This is a genomic window from Vibrio gigantis, from assembly GCF_024347515.1.
Classification (GTDB): domain Bacteria; phylum Pseudomonadota; class Gammaproteobacteria; order Enterobacterales; family Vibrionaceae; genus Vibrio; species Vibrio gigantis.
The window spans coordinates 892,270-912,134 of the sequence record NZ_AP025493.1 but is presented as its reverse complement, the minus strand read 5'-3'; the positions used below and the strand labels follow the sequence as shown (position 1 = coordinate 912,134).

General features: G+C 45.5%; 19 protein-coding genes. 16 read left to right on the top strand and 3 right to left on the bottom strand.

The genetic code is table 11. The features are described from left to right. Window positions 1-104 precede the first annotated feature (104 nt). The 9 genes from phnH to OCV56_RS20120 are packed head-to-tail and all read left to right on the top strand — an operon-like array spanning window position 105 to window position 7,510. A complete protein-coding gene (gene phnH, locus OCV56_RS20160; RefSeq protein ID WP_086712481.1) occupies window positions 105-725 on the top strand; it encodes a phosphonate C-P lyase system protein PhnH in 621 nt (206 codons plus the stop codon). Next, window positions 710-1,831 carry a carbon-phosphorus lyase complex subunit PhnI gene (locus OCV56_RS20155; RefSeq protein WP_086712482.1) on the top strand — a complete coding sequence of 374 codons (1,122 nt, stop codon included), beginning with the start codon at window positions 710-712 and terminating at the stop codon, window positions 1,829-1,831. The genes phnH and OCV56_RS20155 overlap by 16 nt, the downstream gene beginning before the upstream one ends. Next, a complete protein-coding gene (locus OCV56_RS20150; RefSeq protein WP_086712483.1) occupies window positions 1,828-2,748 on the top strand; it encodes an alpha-D-ribose 1-methylphosphonate 5-phosphate C-P-lyase PhnJ in 921 nt (306 codons plus the stop codon). Before OCV56_RS20155 ends, OCV56_RS20150 begins: the two co-directional genes overlap by 4 nt. Continuing rightward, window positions 2,745-3,572: a phosphonate C-P lyase system protein PhnK gene (phnK, locus tag OCV56_RS20145; protein WP_167373151.1), complete on the top strand. Its 828-nt coding sequence runs from the start codon at window positions 2,745-2,747 to the stop codon at window positions 3,570-3,572. The genes OCV56_RS20150 and phnK overlap by 4 nt, the downstream gene beginning before the upstream one ends. A 10-nt stretch (window positions 3,573-3,582) precedes the next feature. After that, entirely contained in the window at window positions 3,583-4,308 is a 726-nt protein-coding gene (gene phnL, locus OCV56_RS20140; RefSeq protein WP_086712484.1) for a phosphonate C-P lyase system protein PhnL, read from the top strand. 15 nt (window positions 4,309-4,323) lie between these two features. Next, window positions 4,324-5,457, top strand: a complete 1,134-nt coding sequence (phnM, locus tag OCV56_RS20135; protein WP_086712485.1) for an alpha-D-ribose 1-methylphosphonate 5-triphosphate diphosphatase — start codon at window positions 4,324-4,326, stop codon at window positions 5,455-5,457. A 3-nt stretch (window positions 5,458-5,460) separates the two neighbouring features. Beyond that, the gene (phnN, locus tag OCV56_RS20130; RefSeq protein ID WP_086712486.1) at window positions 5,461-6,108 is read left to right on the top strand and encodes a ribose 1,5-bisphosphokinase; all 648 of its coding nucleotides are present in this window, start codon (window positions 5,461-5,463) and stop codon (window positions 6,106-6,108) included. After that, the gene (gene phnP, locus OCV56_RS20125) at window positions 6,105-6,872 is read left to right on the top strand and encodes a phosphonate metabolism protein PhnP (RefSeq protein ID WP_086712487.1); all 768 of its coding nucleotides are present in this window, start codon (window positions 6,105-6,107) and stop codon (window positions 6,870-6,872) included. The genes phnN and phnP overlap by 4 nt, the downstream gene beginning before the upstream one ends. Continuing rightward, window positions 6,869-7,510: an LbetaH domain-containing protein gene (locus OCV56_RS20120; protein ID WP_086712488.1), complete on the top strand. Its 642-nt coding sequence runs from the start codon at window positions 6,869-6,871 to the stop codon at window positions 7,508-7,510. The genes phnP and OCV56_RS20120 overlap by 4 nt, the downstream gene beginning before the upstream one ends. A gap of 111 nt (window positions 7,511-7,621) precedes the next feature. On the opposite strand, the gene OCV56_RS20115 is transcribed toward OCV56_RS20120, so the two are convergent. Together OCV56_RS20115 and OCV56_RS20110 are read right to left on the bottom strand one after the other, a co-directional pair. Beyond that, window positions 7,622-8,509, bottom strand: coding sequence for a LysR family transcriptional regulator (locus tag OCV56_RS20115; RefSeq protein ID WP_086712489.1), 888 nt, complete (start codon window positions 8,507-8,509; stop codon window positions 7,622-7,624). Window positions 8,510-8,576: 67 nt separating this feature from the next. Continuing rightward, complete coding sequence (locus OCV56_RS20110; protein ID WP_086712490.1) at window positions 8,577-10,019, bottom strand: sugar porter family MFS transporter; 1,443 nt, start codon at window positions 10,017-10,019, stop codon at window positions 8,577-8,579. 559 nt (window positions 10,020-10,578) lie between these two features. Here OCV56_RS20110 and iolE point away from each other — a divergent pair. The 7 genes from iolE (at window position 10,579) to OCV56_RS20075 (ending at window position 18,524) form a co-directional block, all read left to right on the top strand. Continuing rightward, window positions 10,579-11,472 carry a myo-inosose-2 dehydratase gene (gene iolE / locus OCV56_RS20105; protein ID WP_086712491.1) on the top strand — a complete coding sequence of 298 codons (894 nt, stop codon included), beginning with the start codon at window positions 10,579-10,581 and terminating at the stop codon, window positions 11,470-11,472. Window positions 11,473-11,587: 115 nt separating this feature from the next. Next, window positions 11,588-13,459: a 3D-(3,5/4)-trihydroxycyclohexane-1,2-dione acylhydrolase (decyclizing) gene (gene iolD, locus OCV56_RS20100; RefSeq protein WP_086712492.1), complete on the top strand. Its 1,872-nt coding sequence runs from the start codon at window positions 11,588-11,590 to the stop codon at window positions 13,457-13,459. A gap of 76 nt (window positions 13,460-13,535) precedes the next feature. Next, a complete protein-coding gene (locus OCV56_RS20095) occupies window positions 13,536-14,711 on the top strand; it encodes a Gfo/Idh/MocA family protein (RefSeq protein ID WP_086712493.1) in 1,176 nt (391 codons plus the stop codon). A gap of 13 nt (window positions 14,712-14,724) precedes the next feature. Beyond that, window positions 14,725-15,711: a 5-dehydro-2-deoxygluconokinase gene (gene iolC / locus OCV56_RS20090; RefSeq protein ID WP_086712494.1), complete on the top strand. Its 987-nt coding sequence runs from the start codon at window positions 14,725-14,727 to the stop codon at window positions 15,709-15,711. Window positions 15,712-15,891: 180 nt separating this feature from the next. Further along, entirely contained in the window at window positions 15,892-16,764 is an 873-nt protein-coding gene (locus OCV56_RS20085; protein ID WP_086712495.1) for a 5-deoxy-glucuronate isomerase, read from the top strand. A gap of 11 nt (window positions 16,765-16,775) precedes the next feature. After that, a complete protein-coding gene (locus tag OCV56_RS20080; RefSeq protein WP_061019696.1) occupies window positions 16,776-17,603 on the top strand; it encodes a class II fructose-bisphosphate aldolase in 828 nt (275 codons plus the stop codon). 75 nt (window positions 17,604-17,678) lie between these two features. Beyond that, window positions 17,679-18,524, top strand: coding sequence for a MurR/RpiR family transcriptional regulator (locus OCV56_RS20075; protein ID WP_086712496.1), 846 nt, complete (start codon window positions 17,679-17,681; stop codon window positions 18,522-18,524). 152 nt (window positions 18,525-18,676) lie between these two features. Here the strand turns inward: OCV56_RS20075 and OCV56_RS20070 are convergent, their stop codons facing one another. After that, window positions 18,677-19,504, bottom strand: coding sequence for a sugar phosphate isomerase/epimerase family protein (locus OCV56_RS20070; RefSeq protein ID WP_086712497.1), 828 nt, complete (start codon window positions 19,502-19,504; stop codon window positions 18,677-18,679). Window positions 19,505-19,865: the final 361 nt, after the last annotated feature.

Genomic DNA, 19,865 nt, shown 5'->3' with positions numbered 1-19,865 from the left:
GGTGAAGCTTATTTTGTAAAGAAGAACAGCTTCGTAGGCAAGCCGAATAACCACATGTCATTCAAGAACAAGATTAACGAACTAAACAGGTTAGAACGAATTCAATGAGTATGATTTCTCCTGCATTTCAAGATGCAGTTCATGACAGCCAGCAGTGTTTTCGATTACTGCTGAAGGCGATGTCGGAACCCGGCACCGTAGTAACGCTAAACCGTTGTGAAGGCTTTGGTTCAATGATGAGTGCAGCTGCCCAAACACTACTTTCAATGGCCGACAATGCGACGCCAATTTGGCTATCCGCGACATTACAGGCCGACCACGCCGTCACTGAAAACATTAAGTTTCACGTTGGCTCACCAATTGTAGAACAGCCTCAACAAGCCGGTTTTGCGGTGATATCAGAGCAAGATTTACTGGATATTGATTGGTCAGAACTGACATTTAATCTCGGCAACGAAGAGTATCCAGAGACTTCAACAACGGTTGTTATTGAAGTGGATAGCTTAACGCTTGGTACTGAGCTGTCACTGAGTGGCCCGGGCATTCAAAGTGAGCAAATCGCTTCATTCACCGGATTACCTGAAGGTTTTATTGCTTATCTTAAAGAACGTCAATCATTGGTGAAGTTCCCATTAGGTGTTGATTTTATCTTTGTCGCAGAGCAGCAAGTGCTGTGCCTGCCTCGTACAACCAAAGTGGAGGCGACATCATGTACGTTGCTGTAAAGGGTGGGGAAAAGGCCATTAGCTTGGCGCACCAACTGCAAGCCAAGAAGCGTCGTGGTAATCCAGAGCTTCCAGAGCTGACTGTAGAGCAGATTCAAGAGCAGTTGTCGGGTTCGGTGGACCGAGTGATGACGGAAGGCGGTATTTATGACAAACAACTTGCGGCATTGGCAATCAAACAAGCGGCTGGCGATTTAGTCGAAGCGATTTTCTTGTTACGCGCTTACCGCACTACGTTGCCTCGCTTGATTACAGCGCAACCTGTTGACACGAGTGCTATGCGAATCGAGCGTCGTATTTCGGCAACTTATAAAGATTTACCGGGTGGACAGATTTTAGGCCCAACCTACGATTACACGCATCGCCTGTTGGATTTCAGCCTACTTGCTGAAGGCGAAGCACCGCAGATCCCAACTCAAGATGTGGTTGACTCTGAACCTTGCCCACAGGTATTAGGCATTCTTGAAAACCTCGACATGATGTTGACCGAAGAAGATGACCAGCAAGTACCAGAAGACATCACCATGAATCCGGTGAACTACCCGTGTAACCGTAGTGCACGATTACAAAACTTGGTGCGCGGCGATGAAGGTTTCTTATTGGCATTGAGCTATTCAACCCAACGTGGCTATGGTCGTAACCACCCATTCGCAGGCGAGATTCGTACCGGATTTTCAACGCTATCGATTGAACCTGAAGAGCTTGGATTCAGCATCGACATTGGTGAAATTGAATTGACCGAGTGTCAGATGATCAATGGCTTTGTTGGTAATAAACAACAGAAAGCTAAGTTGACCCGCGGCTATGGCTTAACGTTTGGTGCGACTGAGCGTAAAGCGATGTCGATGGCGTTGGTTGACCGTTCTTTGCAAGCCGCAGAATACGATGAGCCAGTCGATGGCCCTGCTCAAGATGAAGAGTTTGTGCTTTCTCACTCAGACAATGTTGAAGCGGCTGGCTTTGTGTCTCACCTAAAACTTCCTCACTACGTCGATTTCCAAGCGGAACTAGAGCTGCTTAGAAAAATGCATAAAGAGCACGATGAATTGATGGCTCAGCCAGGTAATGACGAACAAGGTAATGGCGAACACGGAGGTCAGTCATGAACACAGCAACACTTAATGCACCGATACTTAACTCTTCAACGACGTTAAATACCGAAGATAAAGCATCTCAAAGCCCGGTCGGGGCTACGGGTTACAACTATGGCTACCTTGACGAGCAAACCAAGCGAATGATTCGCCGTGCGTTGCTTAAAGCGGTGTCTATTCCGGGTTACCAAGTGCCTTTTGGTGGTCGTGAAATGCCAATGCCTTACGGATGGGGAACCGGTGGCGTGCAGATCACCGCTGCGATTATCGGCCAACCAGATACGCTAAAAGTGATCGACCAAGGTGCAGATGACACCACCAATGCCGTGTCGATTCGAGAGTTCTTCAAGTCCATCGCCTGTGCAAAAACGACTGAAAAAACCACGGAAGCAAGCATTATTCAGACTCGTCACCGTATCCCAGAAGTCGATCTTCAAGAAGATCAGATCTTGGTGTATCAGGTGCCGATCCCTGAGCCGTTGCGCTTTATTGAGCCACGTGAAACTGAAACTCGCAAAATGCATGCGCTGCAAGAGTACGGAATCATGCATGTAAAATTGTATGAAGACATCGCACGTTTTGGCCATATCTCAACGGCTTACGCTTACCCGGTGCGAGTCAATGACCGCTACATCATGGATCCATCGCCGATTCCTAAATTCGACAATCCGAAAATGGACAACATGGCAGCATTGCAACTGTTTGGTGCGGGGCGCGAAAAGCGCATCTACGCGGTTCCTCCTTACACCAAAGTTCAGAGTTTAGATTTTGAAGACCATCCGTTTGAGATTCAGAAGTGGGACGAGCCGTGTGCAATTTGTGGTTCAAAAGATACCTTCCTTGATGAGGTCGTTATGGATGACCAAGGCTCACATATGTTCGTTTGTTCCGATACGGATTACTGCCGCGAACAACAGGAGAACAACGCATGAATGCTTTGATTAAGATGCAACAACAACCGAACCCGTCGGAGCAGCCATTGTTGTCTGTCTCTAACCTGACCAAACTCTACGCACCGGGCAAGGGCTTTCAAAACGTGTCGTTCGACCTCTACCCGGGTGAAGTGTTGGGTATTGTCGGTGAGTCTGGCTCAGGTAAAAGTACCTTGTTGAAGTCACTTTCTGGTCGCCAGACACCAGATAGTGGTGAAGTGATTTACTTGCGTGGTGATGCGGATAAGCAAATCTCACAACTGGAGGATTTGTACCAAATGGCGGAAAGCCAGCGTCGTCACTTGCTTCGTACCGAGTGGGGCGTGGTGCATCAACACCCAATGGATGGCTTGCGTGGTCGAGTGTCGGCGGGCGGCAACATTGGTGAGCGCCTGATGGCAGTGGGTGAACGTAACTATGGCGAGATTCGTGAAAAATCAGCGAGATGGCTCAGTGATGTTGAGATCCCAACGGATCGAATGGACGACATGCCGACGACTTTTTCTGGAGGTATGCAGCAAAGATTACAGATCGCCCGCAATTTGGTGACTCACCCTAAGTTGATCTTTATGGATGAGCCAACAGGTGGATTGGATGTGTCTGTTCAAGCCAAGTTGCTTGATCTTCTTCGTCGCCTAGTGACAGAGCTTGAATTAGCTGTGGTGATCGTAACTCACGATCTTGCTGTGGCTCGCTTGCTTGCACATCGACTCATGGTAATGCGCCGCAGTGAAGTCGTAGAAAGTGGCCTTACTGATCAAGTGCTTGACGATCCTCAACACCCATATACCCAACTGCTGGTTTCTTCTGTATTGCAGAATTAAGGACGATGACATGAATACCAAACTAACCGTAAACAACGTCAGCAAAACCTTTGTGCTGCATAATCAAAATGGCGTTGAACTGCCTGTACTTACTGGTGCGAACTTTTCTGTAAACAGCGGCGAGTGTGTGGTTCTGCATGGACACTCAGGCTCAGGTAAATCAACGTTACTGCGTGCGCTATATGCCAACTACTTGGTGGATTCTGGCTCAATTAATATTGTGCATCAGGGCAGCACGCTAGATCTTGCGAAGGCTACGCCACGAGAAATCATCAATGTACGTAAACACACCATAGGTTGGGTGAGTCAGTTCTTACGTGTGATTCCACGTATCAGTGCATTGGAAGTAGTGATGCAACCTATGTTGGAAATGGGCGGCTGCCCGCAAGAAGCAGAAGAGAGAGCTAAGTTACTGCTGACTCGCTTAAACGTACCTGAGCATTTGTGGCACTTAGCGCCTGCAACCTTTTCTGGTGGTGAACAGCAACGTGTGAACATCGCACGTGGTTTTATTGTGGATTACCCAATCCTACTGCTTGATGAGCCAACGGCTTCGCTTGATGCGACTAACAGTGCGGTGGTTGTGAGTTTGATTGAAGAAGCCAAAGCAGGCGGCGCTGCAATCATCGGCATCTTCCATGACGAAGCAACACGAGATTTGGTCGCTGACCGATTGTATGACGTGAAGCTACAAAAAGACATTTCACCAAAACAACTCACCACAGCGTGTGCGTAAAGGGAGCTGACGCAAATGATTATTACCAACGTAAATCTGGTGCTTGAAAATGAAGTGGTGCGCGGTTCGGTTGAACTGCGAGACGGCGTGATTGCCAATATGTCTGACTCGACCAGTCAACTTCCAGGTGCCTTTGATGGTGAAAATGGCTTCTTGATGCCGGGTTTAATTGAGCTGCATACCGATAACCTAGAGAAGTATTTCACGCCAAGGCCAAAGGTGAACTGGCCACCACTTTCTGCAATGAGTGCACACGACACGCAGCTGATTGGATCGGGCATCACCACGGTGCTTGATGCAGTTGCTTTGGGTGACTACCGAGATGGCAATCGCCAAGAGAACCTTGACCAGTTTATTAATACTGTGGCCGAGAGTCAGAAGCGTGGTCTAACCCGAGCCGAGCACCGCATCCACTTGCGTTGCGAAGTGCCGCACTCAACCACGGTTGGTTTGTTTGAGCGTTACGTGAACATGCCAGAAGTGCAGTTAGTCTCCGTAATGGATCACGCTCCAGGTCAGCGTCAGTTTGTGAACCTAGATAAGTACCGCACTTACTATCAAGGTAAGTACAACATGACGGATGCTGAAATGGCGGTGTACGAAAAAGACCAAGTTGCTCAGTCACAGCGTTGGTCGAAACAGAATCGCGATGAGATCACCCGTCAGTGCCGTGATTTGAACATTCCAACCGCAAGCCATGACGATGCAACCAGCGCGCATGTGGCCGAATCTAAAGAGTTGGGCATGGTGATTGCTGAATTCCCAACCACGGTTGAAGCAGCGCAGCGCTCTCACGAATTGGGCTTAAAGGTGATGATGGGGGCGCCGAACGTGATTCGCGGTGGTTCACACTCGGGGAACGTTGCAGCACATGAGTTGGCGTCTTTGGGCGTGTTGGATATCTTGTCTTCGGATTACTATCCCGTGAGCTTGTTAGATGCGGTATTTACGCTCGTTAACGATGAGCGCAACAACCTCGATGTAGCGCAAGCGGTGCAATTGGCGACATTGAACCCAGCACAAGCTCTTGGCTTAACTGACCGTGGTGTCATAGCGGAAGGTAAGCGTGCTGATTTGGTGCTCGCGCATCGTTTGGATGATCACCAACTGGTATCTCGTGTGTGGCGTGAAGGCAAGAAGGTATTCTAATCCATGTCTAAAGGTTACTCATTTGATGTGAATGGGGTGGTCAACGCCGCCCCAAAAGCTGACAAACCGGGTCAGCTTTATTATGTAATCGGTCCTTCTGGTGCTGGTAAAGATTCGATTATCTCGGCGCTGCGTGAGCAGTTCGTTAAAGACTTGGTGGTTGCCCATCGCTACATTACACGTGCGGCTGATGCTGGTGGCGAAAACCATGTAGAGCTCAGTGACGATGAATTCTTTATTCGCTATTCGCGCAATATGTTTGCGATGAGTTGGCAGGCACACGGTATGAGCTACGGCATCGGTCAAGAAGTTCACCAATGGATGGATGCGGGTTTGAGCGTTGTGGTTAATGGCTCGCGTGCGTATTTAGATGCAGCCAGAGACTTGTTTGGCGAGCGGTTAGTCCCTGTTGTAGTGAGCGTAAAGCCAGAGGTGTTAGAAGCACGCTTAAGAGCGCGCGGACGTGAAAGTGAAGCTGAGATTGCCCTTAGATTGCAACGTGCGGCGGACTATTGTGTGGACTCAGAGTCCACTCTAAATAACACGCTGTGTATTGATAACAGTGGCACGCTTGAACAGAGCATTGCGCAGTTTGCTCGTTTAAAAGAACAAGCTGAAATACTCGCAGAACCAGCAGGCGGTGTTGCATGAAGTTGACCATGTTAGGCACTGCCAACAGCGCGATGGTGCCAGTTTACGGGTGTGATTGTTCGGTGTGTGTTTCTGCCCTTGAAAACCCCAGCTTAAGACGAGAAAAGTCATCAGCGTTCCTTGAACATAATGGCAAGTTTCTACTGTTAGATGCCAATGCGCCTGACCTGATGCGCCGGTTTCCTGCAGGATCGATTGACCAGATCTTATTGACTCATTACCACATGGATCATGTTCAGAGTTTGTTTGATCTCCGATGGGGTGCAGGCGATCAGATCTCGGTGATTTCTCCCGATGATCCGCTGGGTTGTGATGATCTCTATAAACATCCCGGTATTTTGGATTTTTCCATGCGAGCACAAGCGTTTAAGTCGTTTGATTGGCAGGGAATAACCGTAACGCCATTGCCACTCAATCACTCTAAACTTTGCCTTGGTTATTGCTTTGAATTTGACGGGAAGCGGTTGGCTTATTTAACCGATACGGTAGGGCTGCCAAAGCAAACCGAGCGTTGGCTGATAGAGTTCCCTGTTGATTGGTTAATTACGGATTGTAACTCCCCACCAATTGAAGATCCTCAAGTTCGAGCCAACTCAAACCACAACGATTTCCACCATATATTAGATATTGATGAAACTTGTCGTCCGAAGAACCTTGGTTTGATTCATGTCAGCCACCACATGCTTGGCTGGGCAGCACAACACCCACACGCCTTTTCGCAGCGATTGCGCATTCTCAACGATGGCGAGGAGATAACCCTATGAGCCAACCTCTTTCCCCAACCTTAAACAGCGAACCGAGCGTCGCTGAAAGCAGCAAGCTGCACAACGTTGAGCTCGGACGTTGGACTGAAATCGCTGACCGTTGCGTGCTAAATAACGTGTTGGTCGGAGACTACAGTTATATCCAAAACGACTATAATCTGATGTTTACTGAAATTGGTAAGTTCACATCCATCGCTGCCGCGGTTCGCTTGAACCCGAGTAATCACCCGTGGTGGCGTCCAACGCTGCATCACTTCACTTATCGGCCTGGAAAGTATCAGCTAGGTGAAGATCCTACGTCACTGGATGATGAGGTGTTCTCGTGGCGTGAAGAAGACAAAGTACAGGTTGGGCATGATGTTTGGGTTGGTCATGGAGTGATTGTGCTGCCGGGTATCACGATTGGTAATGGTTCGATAGTCGGTGCGGGAAGTGTGGTTACGAAAGACGTGCCGCCATACTCAATTGTGGTTGGTAACCCTGCCAAGGTATTGCGTCCTCGCTTTGATGACCCTAGCTATGCTGAGCGACTAGAAAGCCTTGATTGGTGGCATTGGGATGATGAAAAGCTCGCTGAAGCATTGCCATTGTTTCAAAAAGATTGTGGAGAGTTTTTGAGTCACTTTGAACAATCTTAAACTCGATACCTCTTAAAGCTATAATCTAAAAAAGCAGCCTAAGTGGCTGCTTTTTTGCGTATGAGCCAGCGTAGACATTTTGTTTAGTTGAAGTAAACAGTTCTTTGATCATCAGTGTTTGGCCAATAAGAAATCTTTAAAATGAATAGCAACTGCGGACGCGGTTGTTGCTGGTTGATAGTACATATTTAAACTCCAAATACTGGTGTCATAGTATTCAAAAATAGGCACTAGCGATTTTTCATCGATATGTTTTTCTACTAAAAATCGTGGTAGATAAGCGATACCAGTACCGTTCAGTGCAGCTTGCAGCAATAGGTCACTATCATTCACTTCCAATGACTTGGGGATTTTAATAATCTGGCACTCATTACCCTGAGTAAACACCCAGTCATTGCTTCCGGTGAGTGTCGTTGCAAACAAACATAAATGAGTTTTTAATTCAGAAGGGTTTTGTGGGGTACTGTTTTTAGCAAGATACTCTGGAGAAGCGACGACGATAAATGGGCTCTGCATTATTTCACGACGAACTAGGAGTAAGTCTTTTTCTCGATAGCCTTGATAGGATGCGTTCGCACTGATCGTAATATCACTGTCGGCGGCATGATCAAGTGCCCATGGTGTAATGTTGAGATTAAAAGTGACATCGGGGTTAGTGCTGAGATATTCGCTGATGTGACTCATTAAAAAATGATTGGCATAAACTGGGGTGCAAATTACATCAATATGACCTTTATCGTGTTTTTGATAATCTTGCATGGTACGCATGATGATTTCAGATTGGTCAACGAGTACTGAAAACTCATCAAATAAAGTTTGACCCGCAGGGGTGGGTTTTAACAAGCGGTTGTTACGTCGATAAAGTGGCATTCCAAATTTTTGTTCAAGTTCCTGAAGCCAACGGCTACCTGCTGATACTGATATGTTGAGCTTCCGCGCAGCGGCAGAAATTGACCCTGTGCGTACAACGTAAATAAAAAATGCCATTTTATCTAACATCAAAATCTCCTAGATCGAGCAAACGAAAAGGCAGGCAATGTTTAAAAATGCCTGCCTTTAATACTATTTACACCATTGCTTCTGTTGTTTTACTTGGAACTTTTTTACCTAATTTTTTAGCCATTACTTTTTCCATGTCTTCAAGGGCTACGCCTTTCGTCTCTGGAACGTACTTAACAACGACTACCATACAAATCAGGGACAACGCAGCGAATACCCAAAAGGCGAAAGCGCCGTTAAAGTTTTCTTTTAGATATGGGTTTTCGTTAAGCATTGGGAAGCTTTGAGTCACAATAAATCCTGTAAACCATTGTGCACCCACGGCGATAGCCATTGCCCTTGAACGAATACTGTTTGGGAAGATTTCTGAGATCATCGTCCAACATGCACAGCCCCAGGATGTGGCATAAGCGACTACATACAAACACAGTGCAAACAGTGCAGCGTAACCTTCCGTTCCGGTATAGAGCACATATCCAACGATAGTCATGCCGAGTGCACAGCCCAAAGTTCCGTATTTCATGAGCGGTAGGCGACCAACTTTGTCGATTAAGTACATACCTAATCCGTTACCAAGAATGAACACCACACCTACAAATGTTGTTTGGAACAACGCGTTCTCGGTACCACCCGCAATAGGTTTTAGAATTTCTGGTGTGTAATACATAATGACGTTGATACCAGTAAGTTGCTGAGCTGCCGCAACAAATGTACCGATGACAAGAATGGAGAAAAGAAGGGGAGATCGTAAGCTTATTTTGCTATTTTTTGATGCATTTGTAGGAACTAAAGATTTTTGGATCTCAAGAATTACTCTGTCTGCATGTTCCGGGTTGGAAATTCGAGAGAGTGTTTCTTTTGCCTTATCAATTTGTCCTTTAAGTACTAGCCAGCGCGGGGATTCTGGAATCATGATTAATAGACAGCCGAACAGTGTCGCTGGCAAAACTTCAGAAGCTAGCATCCAACGCCACCCCACATCAACCAACCAAGCTTCAGACATCCCTTTTGCAATTAGATAGTTAACGTAGAACACCCCAGTTTGACCTATAACAGCGGATTGCTGGAACATACTGACCGCTCGACCGCGAAAATCTTTTGGGGCAACCTCTGACATGTACATTGGGGAAACTACACAAGCGATACCAACTGCCACACCACCGACGATTCTGAGTAACACATAGATGGTAAATGTAGGTGCGATAGCGGAACCGATGGCGGATATGATAAACAACACAGCAGATAAGAAGAGTGCACTTCGACGACCATATTTTAGGGCAACAGTTCCTGCAGATACAGCACCGATAATACTTCCCAATACTACACTGGATACTGCCCAGCCAGTTTGAGCGGGCGTTAAACCAAAATGCTCTCTTATTGGCCCAATTGCCCCTGATATTACCGCGGTATCATAACCGAGCAAGATTCCCCCAAGTGCAGCGATACAACAAATTCTAACTATGTAAGCGATATTATGTTTGTGAGACTGTGTCCCATTATTAGGTGACATTACATACTCCTTTGTATTGTCCATACACTCTCTTAACCATCAAATAAGCTAGTGCTGGGCGATTATTCGATACTCGGTGAATGTAGGGTTAGAGTATCGAATTAATAACTCGCCAATGAATTTAGTAATAATAATAAATATTAGTGATAAATATTTTTCATTTTGGCGGTGTTGAGAATCATAGTGTTTCAATTCAACTACGGCTAGTAAATACACGTTCAATTACTCTATTCTGTTAACTCGATCAACTTGTGGAAAATAATTATCAACTGTAAAAATTAGCGTAAGTCATTGTTTTTAATTGTTAATTTTTAAGTGTGATCTGTGCCTTAGTTGTTCTCTACCCCCCGTGGGCCCTGGTTTTTTTTCATAAAGTGTTAGATGTGTTTTTAATTTAAATTTAATGAAAAATATTTTTCATTTTATTTTTTTTGAATTATAGTTGCTCTCAGTGAAGCAAACTGGTGCGGTTAAAAATCAATAACAATCGCTTTCGCGATGAATTGGCAAAAACGAGCTGCATTACATTTATCTTATAAAACATTTTTGGAGTACGAACATGAGCAAAGTTCAATACGGAATTAGCCCTTTAACTTGGACAAACGATGATATGCCAGAGCTTGGTGGCGAAATCCCGTTGGAGACATGTTTGAGTGAAATGTCGGAATCTGGCTTTACTGGTACAGAGCTAGGTACAAAATATCCAAGAGAGCCAGAAGTTCTTATCCCACTACTTAAAAACCACAATCTTGTGCTTGCGTCTGGTTGGTTCAGTGGCAATTTGATGACGTTGACAGCAGAAGAAGAAATTGCAGAGATGCAAGGTCACATTCTTTTGCTTAAAGCGGCAGGCTGCAAAGCGATGGTTTATGGCGAAGTGAGTAACACCGTTCACGGAGATATCAATAAGCCTTTGTCATCTCGCGTTATTTTAACGGATGACGAGTGGAAAACGTACGCTGAAAAATTGACAACGGTCGCTGACTACCTATTTAACAAGCACGATATCAAACTGTCTTTCCATCACCATGTAGGCACGATTGTTGAGACAGAAGAAGACATCAACCGTTTGATGGAGCTGACTGGAGGTTCTGTGTATCTCACTCTGGATACTGGTCACATCACGTACGGTGGTGGTAATCCAGTCAATATTATTGAGCGTTGGGGTCACCGTATTGGTCACATGCACTTTAAAGATCTTCGTATTGAAGTAATGAATGCGGCGCGTGACGCAGACAAGTCTTTCCTAAATGCAGTATTAGATGGCGTATTTACCGTTCCTGGTACGGGCGATGTGAATTATGACGACGTATTCGCAGCACTTAAAGCTCGTAACTACGAAGGCTGGTTATTAGTTGAAGCTGAGCAAGATCCTGCCAAAGCACACCCACTAACGTTTGCAAAAACCGCGTACGAGAACATCACAGGCTACGCGAATAAATACGGCTTGTAATGAAAATGGCTTATTGAAGGGGAGTTCCAACAATAAGCCAAAAAATCGACATATATGGAATACGTCGTTGGCATAACCTTGTGCCAATGACGTGTAAGAAATATCGAGGAAGAAGATGAAAACTGTACGCCTAACTGTTGCTGAAGCCCTAGCTAAATATCTTGCAGCACAGAAAATTGTAGTCGATGGAAAAGAAGAGCAACTGTTTGGTGCTGCCTTTGCCATTTTTGGTCACGGCAATGTGACATGTTTTGGTCAGCAGCTTAAGAATATCGAAGAACAAATCCCGACATGGCGTGGTCAAAACGAGCAATCTATGGCGACGGCTGCCATTGCTTATGCAAAAGCCAATAAGCGCCAACGTATTGGTATCGCAACCAGCTCAATTGGACCTGGTGCAACGAACATGGTCACAGCAGCGGGTATTGCCCATACTAACCGTCTGCCTTTATTACTTATTTCTGGTGATGCTTACGTTAGCCGCTTACCAGATCCAGTGCTTCAGCAACCAGAAAACTTTGAAGATCCATCGGTTACCTCTAACGATGCTTTCAAACCTCTTACTCGTTATTGGGATCGTGTGTTGTCTCCTTCACAGCTGATGCATACGCTACCTCAAGCGCTCGATACTATGCTTGACCCAGCAACCTGTGGTCCGGTTTTCCTTGGCTTGCCTCAAGATGTCCAAGGCATGGCTTATGATTTCCCAGAAGTCTTTTTTGCTGAAAAATGTCACCGAATTCGTCGCCCTGAACCAGAAATGATTGTGCTCGAAGAAGCGAAAGCTATTTTAACTCAAGCGAAAAAACCATTGATTATTTCTGGTGGTGGGGTGCATTACTCACTGGCCACTGATGAACTTGCTGCATTTGCCGCTAAGCACAATATTCCGGTGGTAGAAACTATTGCTGGTCGCGCCACTATGCTGCAAGACAACCCGTTGAACGCAGGACCTATTGGTGTGACAGGCTCAAATTCTGCCAACCATATGGCAAATGAAGCCGACGTAGTGGTTGCTATTGGTACGCGTTTACAAGATTTCACTACAGGTTCTTGGAGCGTATTTAAAAACCCAGACATGCAACTTATTAGCATCAATGTGGCTAAGTTTGATGCGATTAAACACCGTTCACACCCAGTGTTGGGTGATGCACAAACCAGTATGAACAAGCTTTCAAGCTTGCTTGCGGACTGGCGTTCAAGTGACGAGTGGTCTGCTAAAGCCAAAGCGGAAGCGGATGAGTGGAAAGCGTTGGTTCACCGTCGCACTCACCCGCAAGACGGTGAATTACTGGCGGGTACGTCCTCCTATGCTGAAGTGATTGGCAAGCTGAATCACAGTATGGAAGAGGGTGATACCGTTCTGACTGCTGCTGGTGGTTTACCGGCTGAGCTCTCGATGAACTGGCAAAATTACCAAATTGGTAAATTTGATATCGACTTCGGTTATTCCTGCATGGGTTATGAAATTGCGGGTGGTTGGGGCGCTAAAATTGCCAACCCTGATAATGATGTCGTGGTTCTTGTTGGTGATGGTTCATACCTAATTCAAAACTCAGACATTTACTCGTCTGTCCTAACTGGACACAAAATGATTGTTGTTGTTTGTGACAACGGTGGTTTTGCTGTCATCAATAAATTGCAAAACAACACGGGCAACGAGTCATTTAATAACTTGCTAGAAGATTGTCGTCGACCTGACGGTGAGTTGGCTCGCGTTGATTTTTCCAAGCACGCCGAAGCGCAAGGTGCGATCAGCGAGAAGTTAACCTCAATTACTGAATTTGACGCGGCGTTTACAAGAGCAAAAGAAGCGGACCGCACATACGTCATTGTGGTTGATATTGACCCGGTTTCTCCAGCCGCTTGGTCTAAGTGTGACTGCTGGTGGGAAGTTGGGCTTCCTGAAGTGACTCGCAATGAAGAGACTGCCAAAAAAGTTGCCGACTGGGAAGAAGGTCGCGCAAGTCAGCGCCGCGGTGTCTAAAAAATATTACAAAATTACAATAACTTAACCACGATACATCTGTATTAGCGGATGTATCAGGTAACGGAGCAAAATTATGTTTAATGAAGAACGTCGCTTTGAACAACCTCTACGCTGGGCAATGATTGGTGGAGGACGTGGTAGTCAGATTGGTTATTCCCATCGTAATGCTGCGCAGCGTGATGGTTTGTTTAAATTGGTGGCTGGAGCATTTGATCTTGACGCCGATCGCTGCCGTGACTTTGGTACCAACCTAGGCTTAGCTGGCGATCGTTGTTACGCCAACTACAAAGAAATGTTTGCAGCGGAAGCGCAGCGTGAAGATGGCATTCAAGCGGTATCTATCGCAACGCCAAATTCAACACACTACGAAATTTGTAAAGCCGCACTGGAAGCCAATCTTCATGTGGTATGTGAAAAGCCAATCACTTTTACGTCAGAAGAAGCAGAAGAGCTAAAAGTCATCGCGACTCAAAATAACCGTGTCATCGGTGTGATGTACGGCTACAGCGGTTTCCCTATGGTTCAGCAAGCTCGCGAAATGGTACAGCGTGGTGATTTGGGTGATATTCGCGTCATCAATATGCAGTTTGCTCATGGTTTTCATAATGAAGAATATGAGCTCAACGATCCAGGTCTGAAATGGCGTGTTAGCCCAGAAGTTTCGGGCCCAACTTATGTGTTAGGTGATATTGGCACACACGCATTTTACTTGTGTGAAGTAATGACAGGCTTAGAAGTCGATCGTTTGTCTTGCATGCGTCAAAGCTTCATTAAGTCGCGCACGCCGTTAGAAGATAACGCGCATGTCATGATGGAATTTAAAGGCGGAGCTGTCGGCACTCTTTGGGCATCGGCGGTTAATGCGGGCTCTATGCACCAACAAAAAATCAGAATCGTCGGCTCAAAAGCCTCCATTGAATGGTGGGATGAGCAGCCAAACCAGCTTCGTTTAGAAGTACAAGGTGAACCATCTCGTATTCTAGAGCGTGGTATGGGGTACTTGCACCAAGATGCGCCTGGCGTCGCTGTAAATCGAGTTGGCGGTGGCCATGCTGAAGGTTACTTCGAATCTTGGGCGAACTTGTATCACCGTTTTGCACTTGCGTTTGACGCGGCGGAGCGTGATGACCAGCAAGCGCTGTCTGATATTTGGTTCCCTGGTATTGATGCGGGCATTGAAGGTGTTCGTCTATGTGAGAAGTGCGTAGAGTCTGCGGACCAAAATGCAGCTTGGGTAGAATACAACTAATAGGGGAAACATTATGACTAAGATTGCACTCCCTCAGGATCGCAAACTCGACGCCATCGTGTTAGGCCGCGCTGGGGTTGACCTTTACGCGCGTGAATTTAATACCGACATGGCCGACATTAGCGGTTTCAACAAATTTGTAGGTGGCTCTGCTGCAAATATTGCGGTCGCAATTAGCCGCTTGGGTGGTAAAACAGGGTTTATTGGTTGCGTTGCTAATGATGCGTTTGGCGGTTATGTCAAAGGCTACATGGAAGAGCAGGGCATCAACCTTGACGGCATGATGACTGATGACTCAGGTTCTCGTACCTCAGTTGCGTTTACTGAAATGAAGCCTAGTGACTGTACGGTTCTGATCTATCGTAACAATGCATCTGATCTCACTATCAAGCCTGAACAAGTGAGTGCGGACTATATTGCCAGCTCAAAAACACTGGTTGTAACGGGCACCGCGCTATCAGAAAGCCCAAGCAGAGAAGCAACACTTGTCGCGATGGAGCATGCTCGTAGAAGTGGCACTGTGGTTATTCTTGATGTGGATTATCGTCCTTATTCATGGCGCACTGATGTGGATGCGTCGATTTATTACGGCATTGCTGCAGGTCTATCTGACATCGTGATTGGTAATCGTGAAGAGTTCGACATGATGGAAACCGTCCTTGCTCCAGGTAACAAAGATGATGACCAAACCGCGCAGCGTTTTCTACGTGAAAGCACGCAAGTAGTTGTGATCAAAGCCGGTGAGCTGGGCTCTAAAGTGTATTGCAAAGATGGCTATAAATTTGAGCAAGGCATTTTTAGAGTGAAAGCAAACAAACCGTTTGGCTCTGGTGATTCATTTGCAGGTGGACTGATTTGGACCTTGGTTAACGGCGGTGAATTAGAGGATGGTGTTCGTCATGGAACCGCAGCAGCCGCCATTAACGTGAGCGGTACTAGTTGTACGGAAGCTATGCCAACAAAAGAACAGTTGCTCGACTTTGTAGAGAGTAGAGCATAACGCTTTGGGCTTGAACCTTCATTGATTCAGAGGGTGTAAGCCAGCCGGGGCGGTATTTTTATAGTAATAAGACACTATGGATTGCAACCATCTCGCCCCGGCATTTTTGTCCGCAATGAATGAAACAATAAAAATTATGTTGAGTGGCGAAGACGACTCAACGACAGAGGAGAAAGAAGTATGGGTAAGCATATACCCCCGTTCAACAACCAAAATCAGCCGATTGTCGATGTGAATGATGACGTCACACCACTTTGTTATTTCAACCAGGTTCATTTAAGCCAAAGTGAGCAACACACCCACATCGTTGAAGGGTATGAGTCGGTAGTTGTACTTGCTGGTGGTACGTGTTGTATCACAGTAAGTAACGGTGTCGTTGAGCCTCAAGTCTTTGACAATATAGGTAAGCGTCGGACTGTATGGGACGGTGAACCTGAGTCTGTTTATGTACCGCTTGGCTATACAGCGACCATCGATTGTGTAAGTGATAACGCAGATGTGATGATTGCAGGTGGTAAATTTGACGCATCGTTAGAACCGTTCTGCGTTCGTGCTGATGAAGTTGAAATGGTTCAATACGGTTCGGATGATACAAAAACACACCGTAAGATCAAACATGTTCTTGGGCAAAGTAACGCAGACAAACGTGGCCGTTTGCTTGTCAGTGAGCTATTTACGGTTGGTGCTGGTGGTTGGTCTGGTTTTCCTCCGCATAAGCATGATGAAGACCGCATTAAAGAAGATGGCAGCAAAGAGACATTGTACGAAGAGGTATATCAATTCCGTTTCAATCCTGACTTTGGTTTCGGTGCACAGTTTTTATACGAGCATGAAGACGATTTTGGCCCTGTTTATCATGTTCGCACGGGTTCAGTGATTGCGATTGATAAGGGTTACCACCCGAGTGTAGCTGCGCCGGGTTATGAAATGTATTACTTCACTATCATCGTAGGGAAAACGTCTAAGTCTTTGATTCAGCACTTTGACCCTCACCATGAATATCAGGTTGAAACCATTCCAGGCATCAAGGATATGATCGCCAAGTTTAAGTAGAGGGAAACGCTATGTTGGTTAATTTAAACGATTTACTACCTGATGCTGCGGCATCAAATTATTCAGTTCCCTGTTTTAATGTCTTTGGCTTTGAAGATGCTCGTGCAGTCGTAGAGGCTGCGGAAGAAGTGAACAAACCGGTTATCTTAGCGTGTAACAAAGATGTTGTTGATTTTTATGGGGTAGAAACTGCAGCTGCGATGTTCTTAGGTCTAGCGACTAAAAGCACAGTACCAGTTTGTCTACATCTCGATCATACCTATGAAGAAGACATTGTATATCGAGCATTAAAGGCGGGCTTTAGCTCGGTGATGTTCGATGGCTCACAGCTGAGTCTAGAAGAGAACATCGCTAGAACTCGTAAAGTTGCAGATGTTGCTCATGCATTGGGCGCTTCGGTAGAGGGCGAGATTGGTTCTGTTCCATACGATGAAGGTCGTGACCATATCAAAACGATAGATACTAGCCCTGCTGATGCAGCTAGGTTTGCTCGCGAAAGTGGTGCTGATTGCGTCGCGATTTCTGTCGGGAATGTTCACCGTCTAACCGAACCAACATGCACGATTGATTTTGGCTTACTTGATCGTATTGCAGCCGAAGTGACGATACCATTGGTGATACATGGGGCTAGTGGTATTCGAGACGAGGATATGGCGAGACTTAAGCAAAGCCGTGTCTCTAAGTTCAACATCGGCACCTGCTTACGTCAAGCCTTAGGTAACAACCTACGTGGCTATATGAATGATGAACCAGAGAAGTTTGATAGAATTTACTTCATGCAAAAAGCAATGCCGTATGTAAAAGATGAAGCGATTCGAAACTTCGAACTTTTATCTTAGAATTAATACCCTAAGTGTTAAAGCTTGGGGTATTATTGATTTATAAACCAATATTTAACGGGAAAGAAGTTAGGTATGGAAGTTGAAACTAACGAGATTGTACATGTGCCAAGTGATTTAGACTCTCTGAAAGAGTTAATCGTCAAACGCTATGACAATTTGAGTCAACGCTTACAGCAAGTCGCGGACTATGTGTTAGCCCAGCCTATGCTAGTTGCCGTTGAGACTATGGCGACCATTGCGGAACAAGCAAATGTCCCATTGTCGACATTAAGTCGATTTTCAAATGCGATGGGCTTTAGTGGGTTTAGCCAAATGCAGGCTCTGTTTAGAGACCAATATCTAAATAGGCCTCGGGATTATAAAGACCGAGTGCGCAAAGCAAGAGACCAAGAAACATATCAACCAGAATCGCCAACCGCTATTTTTAATGATTACGGTGTCGCTAACGTTGAAGCGATAGAAAAATTACAAGTGTCAGTTTCACCACAGAAACTTGAAAGAGCCGTGAGTTTGATGGATCAAGCTGAAACTATATATATACAAGGGATGCGCCGAGCTTATCCGGTTGCTTTTTACCTTTGGTATGCTTTGATGAAGTCAGATAACAATGTTGTTTTGCTTGATGACCATGGAGGGATGCTGACTCCTATGATCCGTAATATGAACGAGAAAGACGTATTGCTGACCGTTACTTTTGCTCCTTATGCAATGGAAACCAGTAATGTCATCGAGTGTGCCCATGACCGAGGTGTTCCTATCATCGCGATCGCAGATAACCAGATGATGGCGCATGGTAGTAAGATGGACGTGTGTTTTGAAGTGGAAGAAGGGGAAGTGATGGGCTTTCGCTCACTGAGTTCTTCGATGTACCTTGCCCAAACATTAGCCGTTAGTTTGATGTGCCGTGAGATTAAATAGCGTTGATCTCAGAACGTTCTAGATAACACTAAAAAGCCGATAATTATCGGCTTTTTTAATGCTTGCGAAAACCCTAAATAAAGCCACTGCCGAGCATAGAAAAGCTACCATATTGGTAGCTTTTTTGGCTCAAGGCTGTTGGAGTATTCTGGCTATGAGAACAAACGCTTCATGCCTGAAAGCATGCTTGTGGCTGTCTCGTAGTGATCGCCTTCCCAAAGTTGGTCATTGAGAAACTCACCAGAATAGAACCCGTCATACCCCGTACTTTGAATAGCTGACGTCCACTCTTGTAGTGGGATTTCTCCTTGGCCTAGCAAGCAATTTCGAAGCTCTTTCTCATCGACCCAAGGCGCACCAACTTCAGGGCGGTGTCCATCGGAAAGGTGAACATTGTAGATGAGCGATTTATCAATCTTAGCCATATCTTCCGGTGTTGCCCCGCGGCATGCCCAAAAGTGCCAAGTGTCGAGCACAAAGCCAAAGTTATCTCGGTTAACTGCTTCATGTAATTGATAATATTGTTCCAAGGTAGCAATGGGGGTCCATGCTGCGCCTTCGTATTGAAAGCGGATTCCATGCTCTTTTCCGATATCGGTTATATTGCGAATGTTTTGCGCAGTAATGCGAATGTTATCTTCAACTGATAGGCCTGTCAGGGCCTCAAAAGCGTTCAATTGAATGGTTGGCGCACCAATGTCTTTAGCAAATTGACACAGAGTCTCTGTATCTCTAAATAACTGGTTTTGTGCTTCTTTGGTCGTACTTTCTACACTACCGATAATATCGATTGCAGAAGGTGAAATATTGGCGTTGTTTAGCCTTGTTTTTAGGTCTTGGCTCGTTAAACCAGCATTGATGTAGCGCCACAACTTTTCCGTATGGATTTCTAACCCGTCATAGCCTGTTTCTTTGGCCAAGCGAATATCGCTAACAATATTATTGTGTAGTGAACACATCCCGTGTAGTGCATAGCGCATAAAGTAGTCCTTTTTGAGTCGCCTAAGAGCTTGTGCTTCTGGCGTAATTAATCGCGTTATTAACATTATTCTCTTTGTGATAAATTTTTTCCATTGTTTTGCCTTTTATCTGTGATATTAACTAAGTAATAACAAAGTAGACCATTTATTGTTCGGTATTGCGTAGATTTACGGATTGGTCTCATGTAGATTGAGTGATAATATTTTTTCATTTATCACTTTAACTGTTAGTTATTTGTTCCCGAGTAACGGGTGCTGTTAATAAAAATGGAATATAAATTAGAAATCAGAGGGTCACGATGGTGTGACTGTATTTAGCTATTGCTGTTTAGTTATCTAAGCAGCCACTCTACGTCATGAG